General features: G+C 68.6%; 14 protein-coding genes and 3 tRNA genes. 8 read left to right on the forward strand and 9 right to left on the reverse strand.

Annotation, left to right across the window (positions count from 1 at the left end; all coding sequences use genetic code 11):
* Positions 1 to 314: 314 nt before the first annotated feature.
* Both PXH83_RS07770 and PXH83_RS07775 read left to right on the forward strand, forming a co-directional pair.
* Positions 315 to 725 carry a helix-turn-helix domain-containing protein gene (locus PXH83_RS07770; protein ID WP_274558151.1) on the forward strand — a complete coding sequence of 137 codons (411 nt, stop codon included), beginning with the start codon at positions 315 to 317 and terminating at the stop codon, positions 723 to 725.
* A 7-nt stretch (positions 726 to 732) separates the two neighbouring features.
* Positions 733 to 1,503: a hypothetical protein gene (locus tag PXH83_RS07775; RefSeq protein ID WP_274558153.1), complete on the forward strand. Its 771-nt coding sequence runs from the start codon at positions 733 to 735 to the stop codon at positions 1,501 to 1,503.
* 4 nt (positions 1,504 to 1,507) lie between these two features.
* Here PXH83_RS07775 and PXH83_RS07780 read toward each other — a convergent pair whose 3' ends face one another.
* Together PXH83_RS07780 and PXH83_RS07785 are read right to left on the reverse strand one after the other, a co-directional pair.
* The gene (locus PXH83_RS07780) at positions 1,508 to 2,464 is read right to left on the reverse strand and encodes a recombinase zinc beta ribbon domain-containing protein (protein ID WP_274558155.1); all 957 of its coding nucleotides are present in this window, start codon (positions 2,462 to 2,464) and stop codon (positions 1,508 to 1,510) included.
* Between the two features lie 111 nt (positions 2,465 to 2,575).
* Positions 2,576 to 2,782 carry a DNA-binding protein gene (locus tag PXH83_RS07785; RefSeq protein ID WP_274558158.1) on the reverse strand — a complete coding sequence of 69 codons (207 nt, stop codon included), beginning with the start codon at positions 2,780 to 2,782 and terminating at the stop codon, positions 2,576 to 2,578.
* A 189-nt stretch (positions 2,783 to 2,971) separates the two neighbouring features.
* Between PXH83_RS07785 and PXH83_RS07790 the strand changes: the two genes are divergently transcribed.
* Positions 2,972 to 4,867 (forward strand): tyrosine-type recombinase/integrase, encoded by a 1,896-nt coding sequence (locus PXH83_RS07790; RefSeq protein WP_274558160.1) that lies wholly within the window; start codon positions 2,972 to 2,974, stop codon positions 4,865 to 4,867.
* 148 nt (positions 4,868 to 5,015) lie between these two features.
* On the opposite strand, the gene PXH83_RS07795 is transcribed toward PXH83_RS07790, so the two are convergent.
* From PXH83_RS07795 to PXH83_RS07805, 3 genes are all read right to left on the reverse strand, one after another.
* A tRNA-Ile gene (locus PXH83_RS07795) sits at positions 5,016 to 5,092 on the reverse strand.
* Between the two features lie 178 nt (positions 5,093 to 5,270).
* Positions 5,271 to 5,343 (reverse strand) — tRNA-Asn (locus tag PXH83_RS07800).
* Between the two features lie 5 nt (positions 5,344 to 5,348).
* Positions 5,349 to 5,421: transfer RNA gene (locus PXH83_RS07805), tRNA-Asn, on the reverse strand.
* 212 nt (positions 5,422 to 5,633) lie between these two features.
* On the opposite strand from PXH83_RS07805, the gene PXH83_RS07810 reads away from it, so the two are divergent.
* From PXH83_RS07810 to PXH83_RS07825, 4 genes are all read left to right on the forward strand, one after another.
* On the forward strand, positions 5,634 to 5,933 hold the full coding sequence (locus tag PXH83_RS07810) for a YtxH domain-containing protein (protein WP_214917166.1): 300 nt from the start codon (positions 5,634 to 5,636) through the stop codon (positions 5,931 to 5,933).
* A gap of 45 nt (positions 5,934 to 5,978) precedes the next feature.
* Positions 5,979 to 7,421 carry an FGGY family carbohydrate kinase gene (locus tag PXH83_RS07815; protein ID WP_274558168.1) on the forward strand — a complete coding sequence of 481 codons (1,443 nt, stop codon included), beginning with the start codon at positions 5,979 to 5,981 and terminating at the stop codon, positions 7,419 to 7,421.
* 96 nt (positions 7,422 to 7,517) lie between these two features.
* On the forward strand, positions 7,518 to 9,251 hold the full coding sequence (locus tag PXH83_RS07820) for an ABC transporter ATP-binding protein (RefSeq protein WP_274562717.1): 1,734 nt from the start codon (positions 7,518 to 7,520) through the stop codon (positions 9,249 to 9,251).
* A complete protein-coding gene (locus PXH83_RS07825) occupies positions 9,248 to 11,200 on the forward strand; it encodes an ABC transporter ATP-binding protein (RefSeq protein ID WP_274558170.1) in 1,953 nt (650 codons plus the stop codon). The genes PXH83_RS07820 and PXH83_RS07825 overlap by 4 nt, the downstream gene beginning before the upstream one ends.
* A 138-nt stretch (positions 11,201 to 11,338) precedes the next feature.
* On the opposite strand, the gene PXH83_RS07830 is transcribed toward PXH83_RS07825, so the two are convergent.
* The 3 genes from PXH83_RS07830 to PXH83_RS07840 all read right to left on the reverse strand — a co-directional run bounded on the left by PXH83_RS07830 (position 11,339) and on the right by PXH83_RS07840 (position 15,949).
* On the reverse strand, positions 11,339 to 12,622 hold the full coding sequence (locus PXH83_RS07830) for an RNA polymerase sigma factor (RefSeq protein ID WP_274558172.1): 1,284 nt from the start codon (positions 12,620 to 12,622) through the stop codon (positions 11,339 to 11,341).
* Between the two features lie 120 nt (positions 12,623 to 12,742).
* Positions 12,743 to 14,641, reverse strand: a complete 1,899-nt coding sequence (dnaG, locus tag PXH83_RS07835; RefSeq protein ID WP_274558174.1) for a DNA primase — start codon at positions 14,639 to 14,641, stop codon at positions 12,743 to 12,745.
* A gap of 45 nt (positions 14,642 to 14,686) precedes the next feature.
* Positions 14,687 to 15,949 (reverse strand): NAD(P)/FAD-dependent oxidoreductase, encoded by a 1,263-nt coding sequence (locus tag PXH83_RS07840; protein ID WP_274558176.1) that lies wholly within the window; start codon positions 15,947 to 15,949, stop codon positions 14,687 to 14,689.
* A 332-nt stretch (positions 15,950 to 16,281) separates the two neighbouring features.
* Between PXH83_RS07840 and PXH83_RS07845 the strand changes: the two genes are divergently transcribed.
* Entirely contained in the window at positions 16,282 to 17,319 is a 1,038-nt protein-coding gene (locus tag PXH83_RS07845; RefSeq protein WP_274558178.1) for a winged helix-turn-helix domain-containing protein, read from the forward strand.
* Here the strand turns inward: PXH83_RS07845 and PXH83_RS07850 are convergent.
* A complete protein-coding gene (locus tag PXH83_RS07850; RefSeq protein WP_274558180.1) occupies positions 17,291 to 18,646 on the reverse strand; it encodes a deoxyguanosinetriphosphate triphosphohydrolase in 1,356 nt (451 codons plus the stop codon). The two genes, PXH83_RS07845 and PXH83_RS07850, sit on opposite strands and share 29 nt — an antisense overlap.
* Between the last annotated feature and the right edge of the window lie 27 nt (positions 18,647 to 18,673).

An 18,673-nucleotide genomic window follows, 5' to 3' on the forward strand; every position in this document is an offset into this window, starting at 1 on the left:
TTTAGGTCGCGGAAAGACGCGGGCCTCGTTCTCGCACACGGAAGAAGCAGGCGGCCTTCGCGAATCCGCGACGATCTACCTCGACTGTTACTGATCTTGCTCTGCGGCGTTACGTAATGTCAACCTACACAAACAATAGACTGGACGGGTTCCCACGCCACCCAATCAGCGCCGTCCACGGAGGACTTGACCCCATGCATCGCGGCCTCCCAGCCTCTCTGACCAGCAAGCTGGCCTTGCTGCGTCTCAGGAGCCGGAAGCCTGGCGGCCGACCCCCCAGTACGCGGGCCATCGCGGAAGCTTCAGCGGAGACTGTGGGTGGAAAACCAGCCATCAACTACCAGTCGGTCAACGACTATCTGAACGGCGACAAGGACAACCCGACCGCCAGCCAGATCATCGCCCTCGCACGCGCCTTCGACTGTCCGCCAGCTTATCTTTTGCCTGGATACAACGATCTGACGGCCCTCACCGTCCTTGATAAGCACCCTGAAACCAGAGAGGCACTGCGGCTCGTCCACGATCTTGGCAGTGTCGGCGCCGCCGAACTGCTGGAAGCAGCACGCGAGATCCGACTCCGCTACGGCAAGGACGACCTGGAGGTCCCGGCGGTTCCAAGGCTCGAAGAGAGCGACGAACCACCGCGGCCAGGTCGTCCCCGGCGCCGGCGACTCAGCTTCACCGAAGCAGCCCAGAGGGCTGTTTCTGACTTGGAAGGACCTTGAACCACCCATGGACGCCATAGTCTTCGGCCTCTGTACGCTCGTCGGCGTTGTGGGCACGACCCTCAGTGCTCGCGAAGCCTGGCGGCAGCGGTCAAGGCCCGAGTACCGCGTGGCGCGGCTTGCTCGCACGATCGCGTTCGGCGTGTGCTCCCTCGGCGTCGCCCTGGCCGTGCCCGTTCTGGCCGACCTTCTGGAGCAGGTCACCAATGTGGACAACGCCGGGAAGCTTGGCGCCCACATCTGCGCGGTGCTGTGGTGCGGCAGCCTGCAACTGATGCTCGTCGACTGGTCCTACAACCAGGACGTGATCAAGGCCAGCCTCTACAGCCGTATCGCTCTGGCGGTGACGGTCTTCGCCGCGATGATCCCCCTGTTCGTGGCGACCACCCGCAAGGGCCTGGAGTTCACCACGGCGTTCGCCATCGAACCAGGGGTCACCGTCTATCTCTTGGTCTACCTCGGCTACGTCGCATTGACGTGTGGGGAGATCGCATTCCTGTGTTCAGGCATGGCTATGTCGGCTTCCCATGCCGGGCATCGTTGGACGGCATGGGGCCTTGGTACATCGGCTGTCGCAGCTGTCCTTGGCGTGATGTATGCGTTCAGCAAGGGCAGCTACCTGGTCCTTCACTACCTGCGCCACCCGTGGCCGCTGCACATTGAGGAAGTGGTCTCGCCGCTGCTCGCCGGACTGGCGGTGGTCGCGCTCATCACCGGTCTCACGCTGGCGATGGTCGGCAGGCGTATCGCTGCCCGAGCCTCTATACCTGTCTCATGACGGTTCAGGTGAGCTTGCGCCAGTGCAGTGCGACGCGTTCGGTCGTGACCTCGCGAACGCCTTGCTCGCTCGCGGAGAACAGCTCCACCTTCTCGATCAGCAGCCTGGTCAGCGCACGACGGGATCCAACGGGAGCGCGGTTCCACCAGCGCACCAGGTCCTTGGTGTCCTCGGGCATGCTGAAGGAAGCCATCTGCTCGGCGTAACGGAGGCGTGAACGCAACGCCTTCAGCTTGCTGTCGATCTCCTTATGAGCTTCCTTGAACGCCGCCAGTCGGATCTCACCCAGCGCATACGGCTCGGCGAGATCCTTCCGGCGCTGCTCCAGTGCGCTGATCTCCTTGCCAAGGTCCTTGACCAGCTTGGCAACGCGCTCGCGGGCAGCTTCGATCTTGGCCCGGATACCGGGCTTCAGGAGTTCGGCAACCACGCGCTCGGCCACATACGTCTCCAGGAGCACAGCGTCGACGCGGACCTTGCCGCACCCCCCGCGCCCATCCTTCTCTGCCGGGCGACAGCGGTAACCGGGGCTACCCGAGTTGGCACGAGAGCCGGTCAGTGGCTGGGCGCAGTACCCGCAATCGCTGGTGCCGCTGGTGAGCATGTAGTCGTACGCGGGGGCCCTGTCGGCGGCCTGCTTGTCCGGGGGGTCGAGGACCTTCTGTAGGTCCTCGAACTCTTCCCTGGTGATGGAGCCCGGGTGACCTGCGTCGACAAGCTCGCCGTCATCGTCATAGCGGCACCCAGCGATCGCCGGATTCCTGAACAGGCGACCCAGCGTCATGGTCACGAAAGGCTTGCCCAGCGTCCCGACGTGGCCTTCCTCCGTCATCCACGCAGCTACGTCAGCGGTGGATACCCCCGGCTGCATCCGCCGGCTGACGGCTTCCCGCAGGACATCTCTCTCACTGTCGCGAAGCCGACGCTTGGAGGTGTCGTCGAAGCTGTAAAGCCGAGGCATGCGGTCCCGTCCGTCTCTCTCTGCGCTCCCCCAGGTCAGCGCGAATCATAGGCCAGCAACACTGCCAGTGCGACGGCCTAGCTGATACCTGCCGATGGGTGGGGAAGGCGCTTACTCCCGAAGCGACGGCTGGACTCCCAAGGCTGCCCAAAGGCCAGCCGTGGGCACCTTCACCGTCTGCCCCAGCGACAGCACCTTCACAGGGAAGGTGCCGGTTCGTATCAGCTCGTATGCCTTGTGTGCACTGATACCCAAGGCTCTCGCTGCCGTCACGACGTTCACAGTCGGCGGCAGCTCAAGCAGTTCCTCCAGGGTCATGTTGCGGCCCTTGGAGTTCCTCGTTGCATCCGTCATCTCGTTGTCGCGTTCTCCCCCACGCCAACTCACTTACGAGGATACGGCAACTCTTCAGAGTTACGGCATGATGACCCAAGATCTACACGAAACGACACGGGGTGTTCACAGCCGGAATGAGTTCTGCCCGCTGCAGCCCCGAGGGGAGAGGGGATGTTCGACCCGAGTTACTACAGGCGCTGCCAGTGCAAGGAGCCCGTCACCGACTCGACGGGAACGCCAGTTCTCAAAGACGACGGCGCGCAGAAGATGAGGGACATCGGCCTCACCTGTCCCAAGCTGGGGCGCAAGGGCCACGGCACCTGGTACTTCTACTTCGAGGCCGAACCCGGCGAGGGCGGCAAGCGCGCGCGTGTCCGCCGCGGCGGCTTCACCAAGCTGGATGACGCCAAGAAGAAGGCGAAGGAGCTGTACGACGCCGCCTCGGCCGGCACCGATGTGCTGTCCGACGAGAAGTGCGGAGACTTCTTCCTCCGGTGGATCAAGGCCAAGAAGTCGCTGGCCCGCACAACCCGCCACGGCTACGAGGAGCACATCACCAACTACCTGCTCCCTCACCTCGGGCACATCAAGCGACGCGACCTCAAGGTCCGCCACCTCGACAAGATGTACGACGCGATCGAGAAGGAGAACGCCGAGCGGATCCTCCACCGTCTGCGCGTCGATCAGCTCCAGAAGGACCGCGACGACGCGCACCAAGCCTGGGTGAAGACGGCGGGCTACGCCAAGAAGGAGGAGCGCCGCACCGCCCGCCGAGCCTTCCTCGACGCGAACGCTGCGCTCCGCGAGGGCAAGAAGGGGCTGCGGAAGACCACCTCCGCCGCCACCATGCACCGCATCAACGACACCCTCAGCTCGGCTCTCTCCTGGGGGATCAAGCGCGAGCAAGCCTTCTCTAGGAACTGGGCACAGCTCGTGGAGCTGCTGCCCGTCACCCGGCCGAAGCCGCTCGTCTGGACACCCGAGCGCGTCGAGCACTGGAAGCACACCGGCGAGAAGCCCGGCCCAGTCATGGTCTGGACGCCGGAGCTCACCGGCCAGTTCCTAGACTTCGCCAAGGACGACTGGCTCTACGAGCTGTGGCACAGCTTCATCTTCCTCGGCCCCCGCCGCGGCGAGATGGCCGCGCTGCCCTGGACGGAGGTCAGCACCGATGCCCTCTGGCTGCGGATCTCCCAGCAGATCGTCGAGGTCGCCTACAAGCTGTACGGCGAAGCGCCGAAGGCCGACAGCGTTCGCACCCTCTCCCTGAGCCTGGAGTCCGGCGACAACCTCGTCAGCTTCCGCGCCAAGCAGGAGCAGAAGCGCCAGGAATGGGCCGACGCCTACGTCGAGAGCGGCCACGTGTGGACGCACGAGAACGGCGAGGCACTGCACCCGGACTGGATATCCCGACGCTTCACACGCCTCGTGGAACTGTCCGGCCTACCGCCGGTCCGCCTCCACGATCTCCGTCACCTCGCCGCCACCCTGTCCCTGCTCGCCAAGAACGACATCAAGGTGGTCCAGGAGAAGCTCGGCCACTCCTCACGACAGATCACCTCCGACACCTACACCAGCGTCCTGCCCGAGATGATGCGGGCCGAGGCCGAATCCGTGATGTCCGTCGTCCCCCGCGACATCGCCTACGAGGTACGCACCCCACTGAAGATCCCCGAGGCGGCCTGGCAGGCCGACGTCGCCGTCTTCTTCGCCCACGGCGCACGCCGGTCAGGTGACGCCTGGGCCGTTGGAGCGCAGAGGCAGCCGGACTCCGATCTCCTCGGCATGATCACCCTGACCGGACGGGGCCAGGGCGACGCCGCCAACGCGGCAGTGAAGTGGGTACGCGATCACTGCGCCGCGAACGATCTGGAGCTGGTTCGGGTCGAGAACTTCAACGACCGCTACCCGGAGGAGCAACAGTCGGACTTCTCGCTCACACGCTTCACTATCGCCCGCTCCGAGTCCCCGGGCCTGGACAACTGGGCGCTGCCGACGGGCCTGCCACCCGCAGCGTCCCGGACCGCAAGCCGGGCCTCGAAGAAGGGGCGCCGGAAGGCGGCGTGACGGTCCCTGTGTCCCCCGAACCGGTCCCTTGTCCCCTGTGTGTCCCCTGGATCTTGATCCAGGCAGGTGAACGGGGGTCGCCGCGCTGGCACGGCGACTCTCGTTCGTGCGTTTGCGCAGGTAGAAACGTTTCTGCGCGACCACTGCGTGGTGGGGCGGGTGGGACTCGAACCCACGGCCGACGGATTATGAGTCCGCTGCTCTAACCGGCTGAGCTACCGCCCCTTACGGCGCGTCGCGCACATTTGTGCGCGCCGTCTGCCGCAGCATAGCCGCTCATACGATCTCCTGCCTCGGATGGTCGGCAACACACGACCATGAGGACATCAGTGCTGCCCGCGCGGTTCCAGGAGATGCGAAGGAGATACGAAAAAGGACCCCTGAGGGGCCCTTTTCCTTGCCGCTCCCCCGACTGGACTCGAACCAGTAACCCTCCGGTTAACAGCCGAATGCTCTGCCAATTGAGCTACAGGGGATCGCGCTCCCCCGACTGGACTCGAACCAGTAACCTGCCGGTTAACAGCCGGCTGCTCTGCCAATTGAGCTACAGGGGATTGCTGCGTTGCACCGAACGTACCCACCGGATGGCGTCCCGGAGGGCGTGTGCTCGCTGCGACACATACATTAGCGCAAGCAGGGGGGTGCTCCGCCAATCGGTATCGCCCCGGGTGATCACAGGTGCCCACGGGTAGGCGGCCAGCACAGCCCCACGGTCCGAGACGCCCCGGATTCAGGGGACCGCCGACGCAAAGGAAGGGTGGCAGCCATGCGCTACCGGCTCGCATTCATCGCCGGACTGGCCCTGGGGTACGTGCTCGGGACCCGCGCCGGACGTGAGCGCTACGAGCAGCTGAAGAAGTCCGCGCGCCAGATCTCGCAGAACCCGGCCGTGCGCAACGCCGCCGAGTCAGCCGCCCACCAGAGCCGTGACATCGCGGGCAAGGCCTTCCACACGGTCAGCGACAGGGTCGGGGACAAGGTCCCCGGCTCCGTGACCGAGCGGGTTCGGTCACTGCGCGAGCGCGGCCAGAACGCCGAGGACGACTGGGGTACGACAAACACCTAGCCGCGCGGCACGAGCCGACGCCCGCATGCGGCAGAATCAGGCAGCATGGGGATAGTCGCCGGCTTGGACAGTTCGTCTGGTTCTACACGCATTGTCGTGTGCGATGCGGATACGGGTGCCGTGCTGCGGCAGGGCTACGCCCCGCACCAAGTGGAGGCCAAGGCCACCGAGGCCGATCCGCAGGTGTGGCTCCTGTCACTGGGCGAGGCCGCCGCCGGCGGGCTGCTCGAAGGCGTACGGGCCATCGGCGTATCCGCGCAGCAGCACGGCCTGATCACTCTCGACGCGCACGGTTCGCAGGTACGTCCGGCCCTGCTCGGCAATGACAAGCGGGCCCAGGTCGCGGCCGCCGACCTCGTCGACGCGCTCGGCGGGCGCCAGGCATGGGCCGAGGCCGTCGGATCGGTACCGCAGGCCCCGCAGCCGGTGGCGAAGCTGCGCTGGCTGGCGCGGCACGAGCCCGAGTCGGCGCAGCGCACCGCCGCGCTGATGCAGCCGCACGACTGGCTGGTGTGGCAGCTGCTCGGGCGTCCGGCCCGCAGGACCACCGACCGGGGTGCGGCATCCGGCACCGGTTTCTGGTCGGCGGCCACGGGTGCGTACCGGCCCGATCTGGTGGAGCTGGCGCTGGGGCACCAGGCCTCGCTGCCCGAGGTGATCGGTCCTTCCGACGCCGCGGGGACGACCCCCGAGGGGCTGCTGATCTCCGCCGGGACCGGCGAGACGATGGCGGCGGCCTTCGGGCTCGGTGTGGCGGTCGGTGACGCCGTGGTGTCGCTGGGGGCGTCGGGGTCGGTGATGGCCGTGCACCATGAGGCGCTGGCCGATTCGAGCGGGCTCATCACGTCGTTCGCGGACGCCACCGGGATGCATCTGCCGGTCGTGCACACGCTCAATGCCGTACGCGCGCTGCGGGGCACCGCCGACCTGCTGGGGACGGATCTGGAGGGGCTTTCGGAGCTCGCCCTGAAGTCGTCGCCGGGGGCATACGGGCTCGTACTGCTGCCGTACCTGGAGGGGGAGCGTACGCCGCAACTTCCGCACACCGCCGGGACCCTGAGCGGGCTGCGGCGCGAGTCGATGAAGCCCGAGCACCTGGCGCGGGCGGCCTTCGAAGGCATGCTGTGCTCGCTGGCCGACGCGTTGGACGTGCTGCGCGGACGCGGCGTGGAGGTGCGGCGGGTGTTCCTGCTGGGGGCGGCCGCCGAGCTGCCCGCGGTGCAGGCGGCGGCGCCCGCGATCTTCGGTACGCAGGTGGTCGTGCCGCAGCCCGCGGAGTACGCGGCGCTGGGCGCGGCCCGGCAGGCAGCCTGGGCGCTCGGCGTCGCGCAGGGCACGCTGGCTCCGCACACCCCGCCGGCCTGGCAGGGGGCGGCGGCGCAGGTGCTGGAGCCGGGCGAGGAGCTGGCGATGGGGCAGGCGGTGCGGCAGCAGTACGGGGCGACGCGGGACCAGATCCATCCCGGAGCGTTTACCTCCGGTTCCTGAGTCTTGACCCGGGGTTGGGATTAACCCTTGGAGTTCCCCGGGGGCGGTGGCAGAAGATGGGGTGACCCCACGATCTTGCCGACCGAGAGACTGCGCGTGCTCCTGAGACTCCTGCGTGCCCATCTGGGCCCGTACAGAAAATCCATAGCCCTGCTGGTGCTGCTGCAGCTGTTGCAGACCTGCGCCACCCTCTATCTGCCCACCCTGAACGCGGACATCATTGACAACGGTGTCGTGAACGGGGACGCGGGCTACATCCTGAAGTTCGGCGCTCTCATGATCGCCGTCAGCGTGGTCCAGGTCTTCTGCAACATCGGCGCGGTTTTCTACGGTGCGCGGACCGCCGCGGCGCTCGGGCGGGACATCCGCGCGGCGGTCTTCGAGCGGGTGCAGAGCTTCTCCGCCCGCGAGGTCGGGCAGTTCGGTGCCCCCTCGCTCATCACGCGCACCACCAATGACGTCCAGCAGGTCCAGATGCTGGTGCTGATGGCGTTCACGCTGATGGTGTCGGCGCCGATCATGTGCGTGGGCGGCGTCGTCATGGCACTCGGGCAGGACGTGCCGCTGTCGGGTGTGCTGCTGGCGGTCGTTCCCGTACTCGGGATCTCGGTGGGTCTGATCGTGCGGCGGATGAGGCCGCTGTTCCGCGCGATGCAGGAGCGGCTCGACACCGTGAACCAGGTACTGCGCGAGCAGATCACGGGCAACCGCGTGATCAGGGCGTTCGTACGGGACGAGTACGAGAAGGACCGCTTCCGCGTCGCGAACACCGAGATGACGGAGGTGTCGCTGTCCGCAGGGCGGCTGATGGCGCTGATGTTCCCCATCGTGATGACCGTGGTGAACATATCCAGCGTCGCTGTGGTCTGGTTCGGCGCGCACCGGATCGACAGCGGCGGGATGGAGATAGGCGCGCTGACGGCGTTCCTCGCGTACCTGATGCAGATCGTGATGGCCGTGATGATGGCCACCTTCATGTTCATGCAGGTGCCGCGCGCCGAGGTGTGCGCCGAGCGCATCGAGGAGGTGCTGGACACCGCGTCGAGCGTCGTGCCGCCGGCCGATCCCGTACGGGAACTGCGCGCGCGGGGGCAACTGGAGCTCCGGGGCGCCGAGTTCCGCTATCCGGGTGCCGAGGAGTCCGTACTCAAGAACATCGACCTGGTGGCCAGGCCCGGCGAGACGACCGCGATCATCGGGTCGACGGGCAGCGGGAAGTCGACGCTGCTCGGGCTCGTACCGCGGCTGTTCGACGCGACGGACGGCGAGGTGCTGGTCGACGGTGTCGATGTACGGACGCTCGAACCGGCGTTGATGGCCAGGACGGTGTCGCTGGTGCCGCAGAAGCCGTACCTGTTCTCGGGGACGGTCGCGACGAATCTGCGGTACGGAAAGCCGGACGCCACGGACGAAGAGCTCTGGCACGCGCTGGAGGTGGCGCAGGCACGCGAGTTCGTCGAGCAGCTGGAGAACGGGCTGAACGCGCCGATCGCGCAGGGCGGCACCAACGTGTCCGGCGGGCAGCGGCAGCGGCTCGCGATCGCGCGGACGCTGGTGCAGCGGCCGGAGATCTATCTGTTCGACGACTCCTTCTCGGCGCTGGACTACACGACCGATGCGGCGCTGCGGGCCGCGCTGGGGCGGGAGACGGCCGAGTCGACGGTCGTGATCGTCGCCCAGCGCGTGTCGACGATCCGCGAGGCCGACCGGATCGTGGTCCTGGACGAGGGCCGGGTCGTGGGGACGGGACGCCATCACGAGCTGATGGAGAGCAATGAGACCTACCGGGAGATCGTGCTCTCCCAGCTGACGGAGGCTGAGGCGGCATGAGCGGGCCTGGTGGACGGATGATGGCGGGCGGCGGGCCGACCGAGCGGTCCATGGACTTCAAGGGCTCCGGGAAGCGGCTGCTGCGGCAGTTCGCCCCGGAGCGGATCACGCTGTGGTGGATGCTGGGGGCCTGTGTGCTCAGCGTCGCGCTGTCAGTGGTCGGTCCTAAAATTCTTGGCAGGGCGACGGACCTGGTCTTCGCGGGGGTCGTCGGCCGGCAGATGCCGGAAGGGGGCAGCAAGGCACAGGCCATCGACGGGCTGCGGGAGAAGGGCGACGACGGGCTCGCCGACATGCTCTCGGGGGTGGACTTCGTTCCCGGGCAGGGCATCGACTTCGGCGCGGTCGGCGACGTACTGCTGCTGGTGCTCGCGGTGTACGTGGGCGCGGGGCTGCTGATGCTGGTGGCGACGCGCCTGTCGATCCGGGTCATCAACGGGACCGTGTTCCGGATGCGCGAGGACATTCAGGCGAAGCTGTCGCGGCTGCCGCTGAAATACTTCGACCAGCAGAAGCGCGGCGAGGTGCTGAGCCGGGCCACGAACGACATCGACAACATCTCGCAGACCATGCAGCAGACGATGGGCCAGCTCATCAACTCCCTGCTGACCATTGTGGGTGTGCTGGCGATGATGTTCTGGATGTCGCCGCTGCTGGCGCTGGTCGCGCTGGTGACCGTGCCGCTTTCGGTGGTCGTGGCGGCGAAGGTGGGCAAGCGGTCGCAGCCGCAGTTCGTGCAGCAGTGGAAGACCACGGGCAGGCTGAACGCGCACATCGAGGAGATGTACACGGGCCATGCGCTGGTGAAGGTCTTCGGGCGGCAGGACGAATCGGCCGAGGCGTTCCGCGAGCAGAACGACGCACTGTACGAGGCCGGGTTCAGGGCGCAGTTCAACAGCGGGATCATGCAGCCGCTGATGTTCTTCGTGAGCAACCTCAACTATGTGCTGGTGGCGGTGGTCGGCGGGCTCCGGGTCGCTTCGGGCACGCTGTCGATCGGCGATGTGCAGGCGTTCATCCAGTACTCGCGGCAGTTCTCCATGCCGCTGACGCAGGTCGCCTCGATGGCGAACCTCGTGCAGTCCGGAGTCGCCTCGGCCGAGCGGATCTTCGAGCTGCTCGACGCGGAGGAGCAGGAGCCCGATGCGGCGGACGCCGAGCTTGCGCGGGAGCCCGAGGGGCGGGTCGCGCTGGAGGAGGTCTCCTTCAGGTACGAGCCGGACAAGCCGCTCATCGAGAACCTGTCGGTGAAGGTCGAGCCGGGGCAGACGGTCGCGATCGTCGGCCCGACGGGTGCGGGCAAGACGACACTGGTGAATCTGCTGATGCGGTTCTACGAGGTGACGGGCGGGCGGATCACTCTCGACGGCGTCGACATCGCGAAGATGGCGCGCGAGGACCTGCGTTCGGGCATCGGGATGGTGCTCCAGGACACGTGGCTGTTCGGCGGCACGATCGCCGACAACATCGCGTATGGCTACCGCCATTGCTCCGCAGACGGCGCGTCCCGCGACGTGTCGCGGGCGGAGATCGAGGAGGCGGCGCGGGCCGCCCACGCCGACCGGTTCATACGGACGCTGCCCGACGGGTACGACACGGTGATCGACGACGACGGGTCGGGGGTGAGCGCGGGCGAGAAGCAACTCATCACGATCGCACGGGCGTTCCTGTCCGACCCGGTGATCCTGGTCCTCGACGAGGCGACGAGCTCGGTGGACACCCGTACCGAAGTGCTGATCCAGAAGGCGATGGCACGGCTGGCTCACGGCCGTACCAGCTTTGTGATCGCGCACCGGCTGTCCACCGTCCGGGACGCCGACGTGATCCTGGTAATGGACAATGGTTCGATCGTTGAACAGGGGACGCACGGCGAACTGCTGGCGGCGGAGGGCGCGTACGCGCGGCTGTACGCGGCGCAGTTCGCCCAGGCGGTGGCGGAGGTGGACTAGGCGGGGTGCGGGTGGCCGCTGCTCGGGGCCTCCACCCCGCTCCTTCCCGGCTGTGACATGTGCGGCTGCCGCCGCGTGGGGCTTCGCCCCGGTCAACGGGAAGGGGCGGGTGGGGAAACGCCCCGCGCAGCGGCCGCCCTAGTCCAGATAGCCGCGCAGCTGGTCGGCGAAGGCGTGGTCCCGGAGCTTGTTGAGGGTCTTGGACTCGATCTGGCGGATGCGTTCACGCGTCACGCCGAAGATCCGGCCGATCTCCTCCAGGGTCCGGGGCCTGCCGTCGGCCAGCCCGTAACGGAGCTGGACGACCTTGCGTTCGCGCTCGCCGAGCGTGGACAGCACCGCCTCCAGGTGCTCCCGCAGGAGGAGAAAGGCCGCGGACTCGACGGGTGACGCGGCGTCACCGTCCTCGATGAGGTCGCCCAGTGCCACGTCGTCCTCCTCGCCCACGGGCGCGTGCAGCGACACCGGCTCCTGGGCGAGGCGCAGGACTTCACTGACCCTTTCGGGGGTCAGTTCCAGTTGGTTCGCGACCTCTTGGGGCGTCGGCTCGTAGCCCCGCTCCTGGAGCATCCTGCGCTGGACGCGGACGACGCGGTTGATCAGCTCGACGACATGGACCGGGACGCGAATGGTGCGTGCTTGGTCCGCCAGCGCGCGGGACATGGCCTGGCGTATCCACCAGGTCGCGTACGTCGAGAACTTGTAGCCGCGGGCGTAGTCGAACTTCTCCACGGCGCGGATGAGGCCGAGGTTGCCCTCCTGCACCAGGTCGAGCATGGTCAGGCCGCGGCCGACGTACCGCTTGGCGACGGACACGACGAGGCGCAGATTCGCCTCGATCAGGCGGCGCTTGGCCATCCGGCCCATGACCACCAGCTTGTCGAGATCGACGGCGAGCTGCGAGTCCAGGTCGGGGTAGCTGCTGAGCCGCTCCTCGGCGAAGAGGCCGGCTTCGACCCGGCGGGCCAGGTCGACCTCTTCCGCCGCGGTGAGCAGCGGGATACGGCCGATCTCGCGCAGATACTGCCGGAAGAGGTCGGAAGACGGCCCTCCGGTGTCGGTACGGGTACTGCGCCGCTGCTCGGGCACGTCCGCCGGGTCCTCGACGAGGACTTCGGCCTCGGCCTCGGCCACGGCTGGCTCAACGGCCTCGGCGCTCTCGGCGCCCTCGGGGTGATGTTCGCCCCGGCTCTGCAACGGGACCGTGGCTACGACGTCGGGCTCGACGCCGACACCGGTCAAGGTCTGGGTCTGGGTCTGCACGGGGGCGACCTCCAGGGTGATCGCTGCCGGTTCGGGGGCGTGCGGCAGCGGGACGGGAGCGGCGACCGGGCCGCCGTCCGTCCCGTACACAATGAGCGGAACCGCGGGTGATTGAGGCCCACTCGGCGTGGGCCGGCCGCGCTCCGAGGACTCAGGCACCGCCACCCAGTGTGGGGTACGACACATCACTGCTACGAGGGGCGTGACGTGACTTTTTGAGTCCGGTCCGTTACTGCGTGATTACAGACCATTCCTTCCCTTGCTCCGGGGAAGGAATCGTCAGAGCGCGGCCGCGCCGTTGTTGCGCAGGGACTGGGCGTACTGCTGGAGGACCCACAGCTCGTTCTGTACGGCCGCCAGGTGTTCCGGGTCGGCGTGCGGGCCGGCGAGGCGGGCCAGCGTGCCCTGGACGTCCAGGATGCGGCGGTCCACGGCGCGCAGACGGACGCGGATCAGCTGCTCGCCCGCGTAGATCTCGTCGACGGTCTTGCGCAGGATCGCTTCGACGGCGAGCTCGGTGACCAGGGCGCGCACCGTGTCGTTGGGGGCCGCCGCGCGGACCCGGGCCAGATAGTCGGAGGCGTCCTGCGCGCCCTGTTCCGCGCCGCCCGCCTCCTCGATGACTTGGCGTACGGCGGCGTACGGCGGGGCGGTGAACTCGTCGGCCCCGTACGCGTCGAAGGCCGGGGAGACCAGCTCGGGGCGCTGGAGGGCGAGCTTGAGCAGCTCGCGCTCGGTGCGGTGCGCGGGGCTGCGCAGATTCAGCGCGGGGCCGGTGGGGACGACGGGTGCCTGTGCCTGATGCGGGCCCGCGGTACGAGCAGGGGCCGGGCCCCGGCCGCCGCGGTCGCGGGCCCAGCGGGCCAGCTGGGCGACGCGCTTGACCACGAACTGGGTGTCGAGGATGCCGAGGATGCCGGCGAGCTGGACGGCGGACTCGTGCTGGATCGCGACGTTCTTGATGTTGGCGACGATCGGCGCGGCTTCGTCGAGCGCGGCGGCCCGCCCGGCCGGGGTCTCCAGGTTGTGCCGGGACACGACGTGCCGGATCGCGAACTCGAAGAGCGGCGTGCGCGTTTCGACCAGGGACGCGACCGCCGCGTCGCCCTTGGCGAGGCGCAGGTCGCAGGGGTCCATGCCGCCGGGGGTGATCGCGATGGAGGTCTCGGCGGCGAACTTCTGGTCGTCCTCGAAGGCGCGCAGCGCGGCCTTCTGGCCGGCCGCGTCGCCGTCGAAGGTGAAGACGACCTCGGCCGAGGCGTTGTCCATGAGGAGCCGGCGGAGGATCTTGATGTGGTCGCCGCCGAACGACGTACCGCAGGTGGCGATGGCGGTGGTGACGCCGGCCAGGTGGCAGGCCATGACGTCGGTGTACCCCTCGACGACCACCGCCCTGCTGGTCTTGGCGATCTCCTTCTTGGCCAGGTCGATGCCGTACAGGACCTGGGACTTCTTGTAGATCGCGGTCTCTGGGGTGTTCAGATACTTCGGCCCGTTGTCGTCGTCGCGCAGCTTGCGCGCGCCGAATCCGACGACCTCGCCCGTGATGTCGCGGATCGGCCACATCAGCCGGCCGCGGAAGCGGTCGATGGGACCGCGGCGGCCCTCCTGGGAGAGGCCGGAGAGGGTCAGCTCCTTGTCGGAGAAGCCCTTGCCGCGCAGATAGCGGGTGAGGTGGTCCCAGCCGGCCGGGCTGTAACCGACGCCGAAGTGCTGGGCGGCGCTCTGCTCGAAGCCGCGCTCGGCCAGGAACTTGCGGCCGATCTCGGCCTCGGCGGAGTCGAGCTGCTCGACGTAGAACTGCGCGGCGGCCTTGTGCGCCTCGACCAGGCGAACGCGCTCGCCGCGCTGGTGCGTGGGGTTGTAGCCGCCTTCTTCGTAACGAAGAGTGATGCCCGCCAGTGCGGCGAGGCGCTCGACCGTCTCGGAGAAGGAGAGGTGGTCGATCTTCATCACGAAGGCGATCGTGTCGCCGCCTTCCTGGCAGCCGAAGCAGTGGAAAAGACCCTTGCTCGGGCTGACCTGGAAGGACGGGGACTTCTCGTCGTGGAAGGGGCACAGGCCCTTCAGATTCCCGCCGCCGGCGCTGCGGAGCTGGAGGTACTCGGAAACAACGGCGTCGATCGGGACCGCGTCCCGGACCGCCTTCACGTCGTCATCGTTGATCCTGCCTGCCACGCGTGAAGTGTACGGCGGTGCTCGGACACTCCCGTCGGCCGAGCGTCAGCCGAGCAGTGCGGTGAGTGGCACGGACGGGTCCGACAGGGCGTCGGTGTTGATCTGCGCCCCGGAGCGGATCAGCTCCTGGATCGCGTCGGTGACGTCCCACACATTCACGTTCATGCCCGCGAGGACCCGGCCGCTCTTCAGCCAGAAGGCGATGAATTCGCGCCTTCCTGTGTCGCCGCGGACGACGACCTGGTCGTACGAGCCGGGGGGCGCCCAGCCCGAGTACTCCAGCCCGAGGTCGTACTGGTCGGAGAAGAAGTATGGGATCCGGTCGTACGAGACCTTCTGGCCCAGCATCGCGCGGGCGGCGGCCGGGCCGCTGTTCAGGGCGTTGGCCCAGTGCTCTACGCGCAGCCGGGCGTCGAGGAGCGGGTGCTGTGCGGCGGCGACATCGCCGGCGGCGTGGATGTCCGGGTCGGAGGTCCGCAGGGCGGCGTCGACGGCGATGCCGCCGCCGTGCGCGCGGTCGACCAGCGCGAGGCCTGCGGCCTCCGCGAGCGCGGCACGCGGGGCGGCGCCGATCGCGGCAAGGACGTCGTGGGCGGGGTGCTCCTCGCCGTTGTCGGTGCGGGCCGCGAGGACCATGCCGTCCTGGCCGACGATTTCGGTGAGGCGGGCGCCGAAGCGGAAGCGGACGCCGTGCTCGGTGTGCAGGTCGGTGAACAGCTGGCCGAGCTCGGGGCCGATGACCTGGTGGAGGGGGGTCGGCTCGGGTTCGATGATGGTGACCTCGGCGCCGTAACCGCGCGCGGCGGCCGCGACCTCCAGGCCGATCCAGCCGGCCCCGGCAATGACGAGGTGTCCGTTGTCGCGGCCGAGGGAGGCCAGCACGCCGCGCAGCCGCTCGGCGTGGGCGAGGCGGCGCAGGTGGTGGACACCGGCGAGATCGGTGCCGGGGATGTCGAGGCGGCGCGGCTCGGAGCCGGTGGCGAGCAGCAGCTTGTCGTACCGGACGGAGGTGCCGTCGCCGAGCCGGACCGTCTTGGTCTCGCGGTCGAGGTGGACGACGGACTGCCCTAGGTGCAGTTCGATGTCTTTCTGGGCGTACCAGGCGGGCTCGTGGATGAAGACGCTGTCGCGTTCCTCCTTGCCGGTCAGGAAACCCTTGGACAGGGGCGGGCGTTCGTAGGGATGGTCACGTTCGTCCCCGATGAGGATCACCCGGCCGGTGAACCCCTCGCTGCGGAGCGTCTCGGCGGCCTTTGCCCCCGCCAGTCCCCCACCGACGATGACGAACGTCAGATCTGCGTCGACCACTTGGTGCCTCCTCTGTGCCTGCCCTCACGCTACGCCGCCGTCTTCGAGCGTCCCGCACAGAGCGTGATGGCGGAAGAGGGGGTTAGGCCGTGGGCGTGTCGCGGAGGGGGCACAGGGGCGGCGGGACGGTGGCCGCGGACGTCTCCCCCGTTGACTGCCCGCAGCCACCACGCGACAAGGGTCACGCCGATATGGACGACGTGCGGGGCTTTCGTGCACAACGCAAAGGGAACGCACGGTTCCGGCGGCCGGTGACTACGCTCGTACGGACCGGAGTTGCGCAAGAGGACAGGTCGACAGCGCGCGGGACGAGGACGGGGCGTGGGGAACGCATGTTACGCATCCACTTCGGCACCGAGGATCTGAACCGGCTGCGAGTGGCCGCTCGGCCCGACCCGCTGTGGGAGATCGTGAACAGCCTTCACCTGCTGCAGAACCGGCAGGGTGCGCTGGTCTTCGACCCCTGGCGGCGTGAGGTGCGCGCGGCGATCGCCCGCGCGGGTCTCACCCGGACGGTGGCTTCGCTGCACCGGCTGTGCCCGTGCGCGGCCTACCTCCCCGATTTTCTGACGCCGGGCCGTGGCATCCCGGATCTGGAGACCGGCCTGGACCAGGTGCTGTCCACGCCTGCGGCCAGGATGAGCGCGGAACTCGGACGGCTCTTCGCGAACGGTCCTGTGCCCCCGGTCGCCCGGCGGCTGGCGGAGGGCGACGTGGAGGCGCTGGAGCGGCTGGGCGATGCGCTGCGGCGTTACTACGCGGTGGCAGTAGAGCCGTATCTGGATGTGATCACGTCTGCGCTGGACGCCGACCGTCCCGTGCGGGCGGAGGCGGCTCTGTCGCACGGGCCAGAGGGGCTGCTGGCCACCTATCAGGATTTCGCCTGGCGTGACGACGGGGTGCTGGAGAGCGGCTATCCGGTGGACAAAGAACTGGAGCTGCGCGGGCGTTCGTTGACGATGATCCCTTCGTTCTTCTGCATCCGGCACCCCGTCGCGCTGGCCGACGAGGAGCTGCCGCCGGTGCTGGTCCATCCGGTGACGCCGGACCCAGGGTGGCTGGCCCTCGCCCGGGCGCGCGGGGCGGGCGGTTCCGGCCGTCCCGGCGGTCCCGGTGCGAGGGGGGCCGAGCTGCCGGTGGCCCAGCTCATCGGCCACACCAGGGCGGAGGTCCTGGAGGTGCTGGAGCGGCCGATGACCACGACGCAGCTCGGCGGTGTGCTGCGGCTGACGCTGTCGACGGCGAGCCGGCACGCGACCGTACTGCGGGAGGCCGGTCTCGTCACGTCGGAGCGGCGCGGCAGCCGCGTCGTGCACCGGCGGACCGGACTCGGGGACGCGCTCATGAACGGCGGGGTCCGCGCGTCGTGATCCGGGCGTGCAGGGAGCGGGCCGCGGCGTCCGTGAACGATCCGATCTGGTCGACGATCACGCGCTTACGTGCCCGGTCGTCCGGCGCCGCGTCGAACAGGGCGCGGAACTGCGGGTCCAGTCCGTCGGGTGCGCGGGCCGTGAGCGCCTCGGCCAGCTCGGCAATGACGATGCGCTGGTCGGCGCGGAGCCGCTCCTGTTCGTCGCGCTGCATGACGTAACGGTCGGCCACGGCCTTGAGGACGGCGCACTCGTTGCGCGTCTCGCGCGGTACGACCAGCTCGGCGCCGTACCGGGTGAGCCTGCCCGTTCCGTACGCCTGGCGGGTGGCGCCCTCCGCCGACAGACAGAAGCGGCCGATGAGCTGGCTGGTCGCGTCCTTCAGGCGGGCCTGGGCGACGGCGGACCCGTCGTATCCGTGCGGCCACCATTCCTGGTCGAGGAGGCGGTCGAGGGCGGCCGCCAGCTCTTCCGGATCGGTGTCGTCCGGGACGTATCTGCCGACCGCCACGGCGAAGATCTCGTGGCGCTCGGGGTCGGCCTGCAGCAGGTTCGGGTCGAGGTGGCCGGCGTGCAGGCCGTCCTCGAAGTCGTGCACGGAGTACGCCACGTCGTCGGACCAGTCCATGACCTGGGCCTCGAAGCACTGGCGGTGGGCCGGGGCGCCTTGGCGGACCCAGTCGAAGACGGGCAGGTCGTCCTCGTAGACCCCGAACTTCACCGAGCCGGGGTCGGTGGGGTGGGCGCCGCGCGGCCACGGGTACTTGGTGGCGGCGTCGAGGGAGGCGCGGGTGAGGTTGAGGCCGACGCTGACCATGTCGCCGCTCTCCCGTGCGCGTACGAAACGCTTGGGTTCCAGGCGGGTCAGGAGTCTGAGCGACTGGGCGTTGCCCTCGAAGCCGCCGCAGTCCTTCGCGAAGTCGTTGAGTGCCTGTTCGCCGTTGTGCCCGAAGGGCGGGTGGCCCATGTCGTGGGAGAGGCAGGCCGTCTCGACGAGATCCGGGTCGCAGCCGAGTGCCGCGCCCAGCTCGCGGCCGACCTGGGCGCATTCGAGGGAGTGGGTGAGGCGGGTGCGGGGGCTGGCGTCCCAGACCTGACTGCTGGAGCCGGGGGTGACCACCTGGGTCTTGCCCGCGAGGCGGCGGAGCGAGGCGGAGTGCAGTACGCGGGCGCGGTCGCGCTGGAAGGCGGTCCTGCCGGGCCGTTTGTCGGGCTCGGCGGCCCAGCGCTCGGTGGCGGCCGTGTCGTACAGGGGGTCGGCCTCGTCGTGCGGGCTTCCGGGGTGCGGGCTTCCGTCGTGTGGGGAGTCGTATGCAGTGCCTTCCATGCACCGACAGTAGACGGAGCCGGTGAC

The sequence above is a fragment of the Streptomyces spiramyceticus genome (genome assembly GCF_028807635.1).
In the GTDB taxonomy this organism is placed as follows: Bacteria; Actinomycetota; Actinomycetes; order Streptomycetales; family Streptomycetaceae; genus Streptomyces; species Streptomyces spiramyceticus.

Excerpts from the sequence above, each read along its gene's own strand:
- PXH83_RS07775 (WP_274558153.1), top strand. The coding sequence starts at position 733 with ATGGACGCCATAGTCTTCGGCCTCTGTACGCTCGTCGGCGTTGTGGGC.
- PXH83_RS07780 (WP_274558155.1), bottom strand. The coding sequence starts at position 2,464 with ATGCCTCGGCTTTACAGCTTCGACGACACCTCCAAGCGTCGGCTTCGC.
- PXH83_RS07785 (WP_274558158.1), bottom strand. The coding sequence starts at position 2,782 with ATGACCCTGGAGGAACTGCTTGAGCTGCCGCCGACTGTGAACGTCGTG.
- PXH83_RS07790 (WP_274558160.1), top strand. The coding sequence starts at position 2,972 with ATGTTCGACCCGAGTTACTACAGGCGCTGCCAGTGCAAGGAGCCCGTC.
- PXH83_RS07810 (WP_214917166.1), top strand. The coding sequence starts at position 5,634 with ATGCGCTACCGGCTCGCATTCATCGCCGGACTGGCCCTGGGGTACGTG.
- PXH83_RS07815 (WP_274558168.1), top strand. The coding sequence starts at position 5,979 with ATGGGGATAGTCGCCGGCTTGGACAGTTCGTCTGGTTCTACACGCATT.
- PXH83_RS07825 (WP_274558170.1), top strand. The coding sequence starts at position 9,248 with ATGAGCGGGCCTGGTGGACGGATGATGGCGGGCGGCGGGCCGACCGAG.
- PXH83_RS07845 (WP_274558178.1), top strand. The coding sequence starts at position 16,282 with ATGTTACGCATCCACTTCGGCACCGAGGATCTGAACCGGCTGCGAGTG.
- PXH83_RS07850 (WP_274558180.1), bottom strand. The coding sequence starts at position 18,646 with ATGGAAGGCACTGCATACGACTCCCCACACGACGGAAGCCCGCACCCC.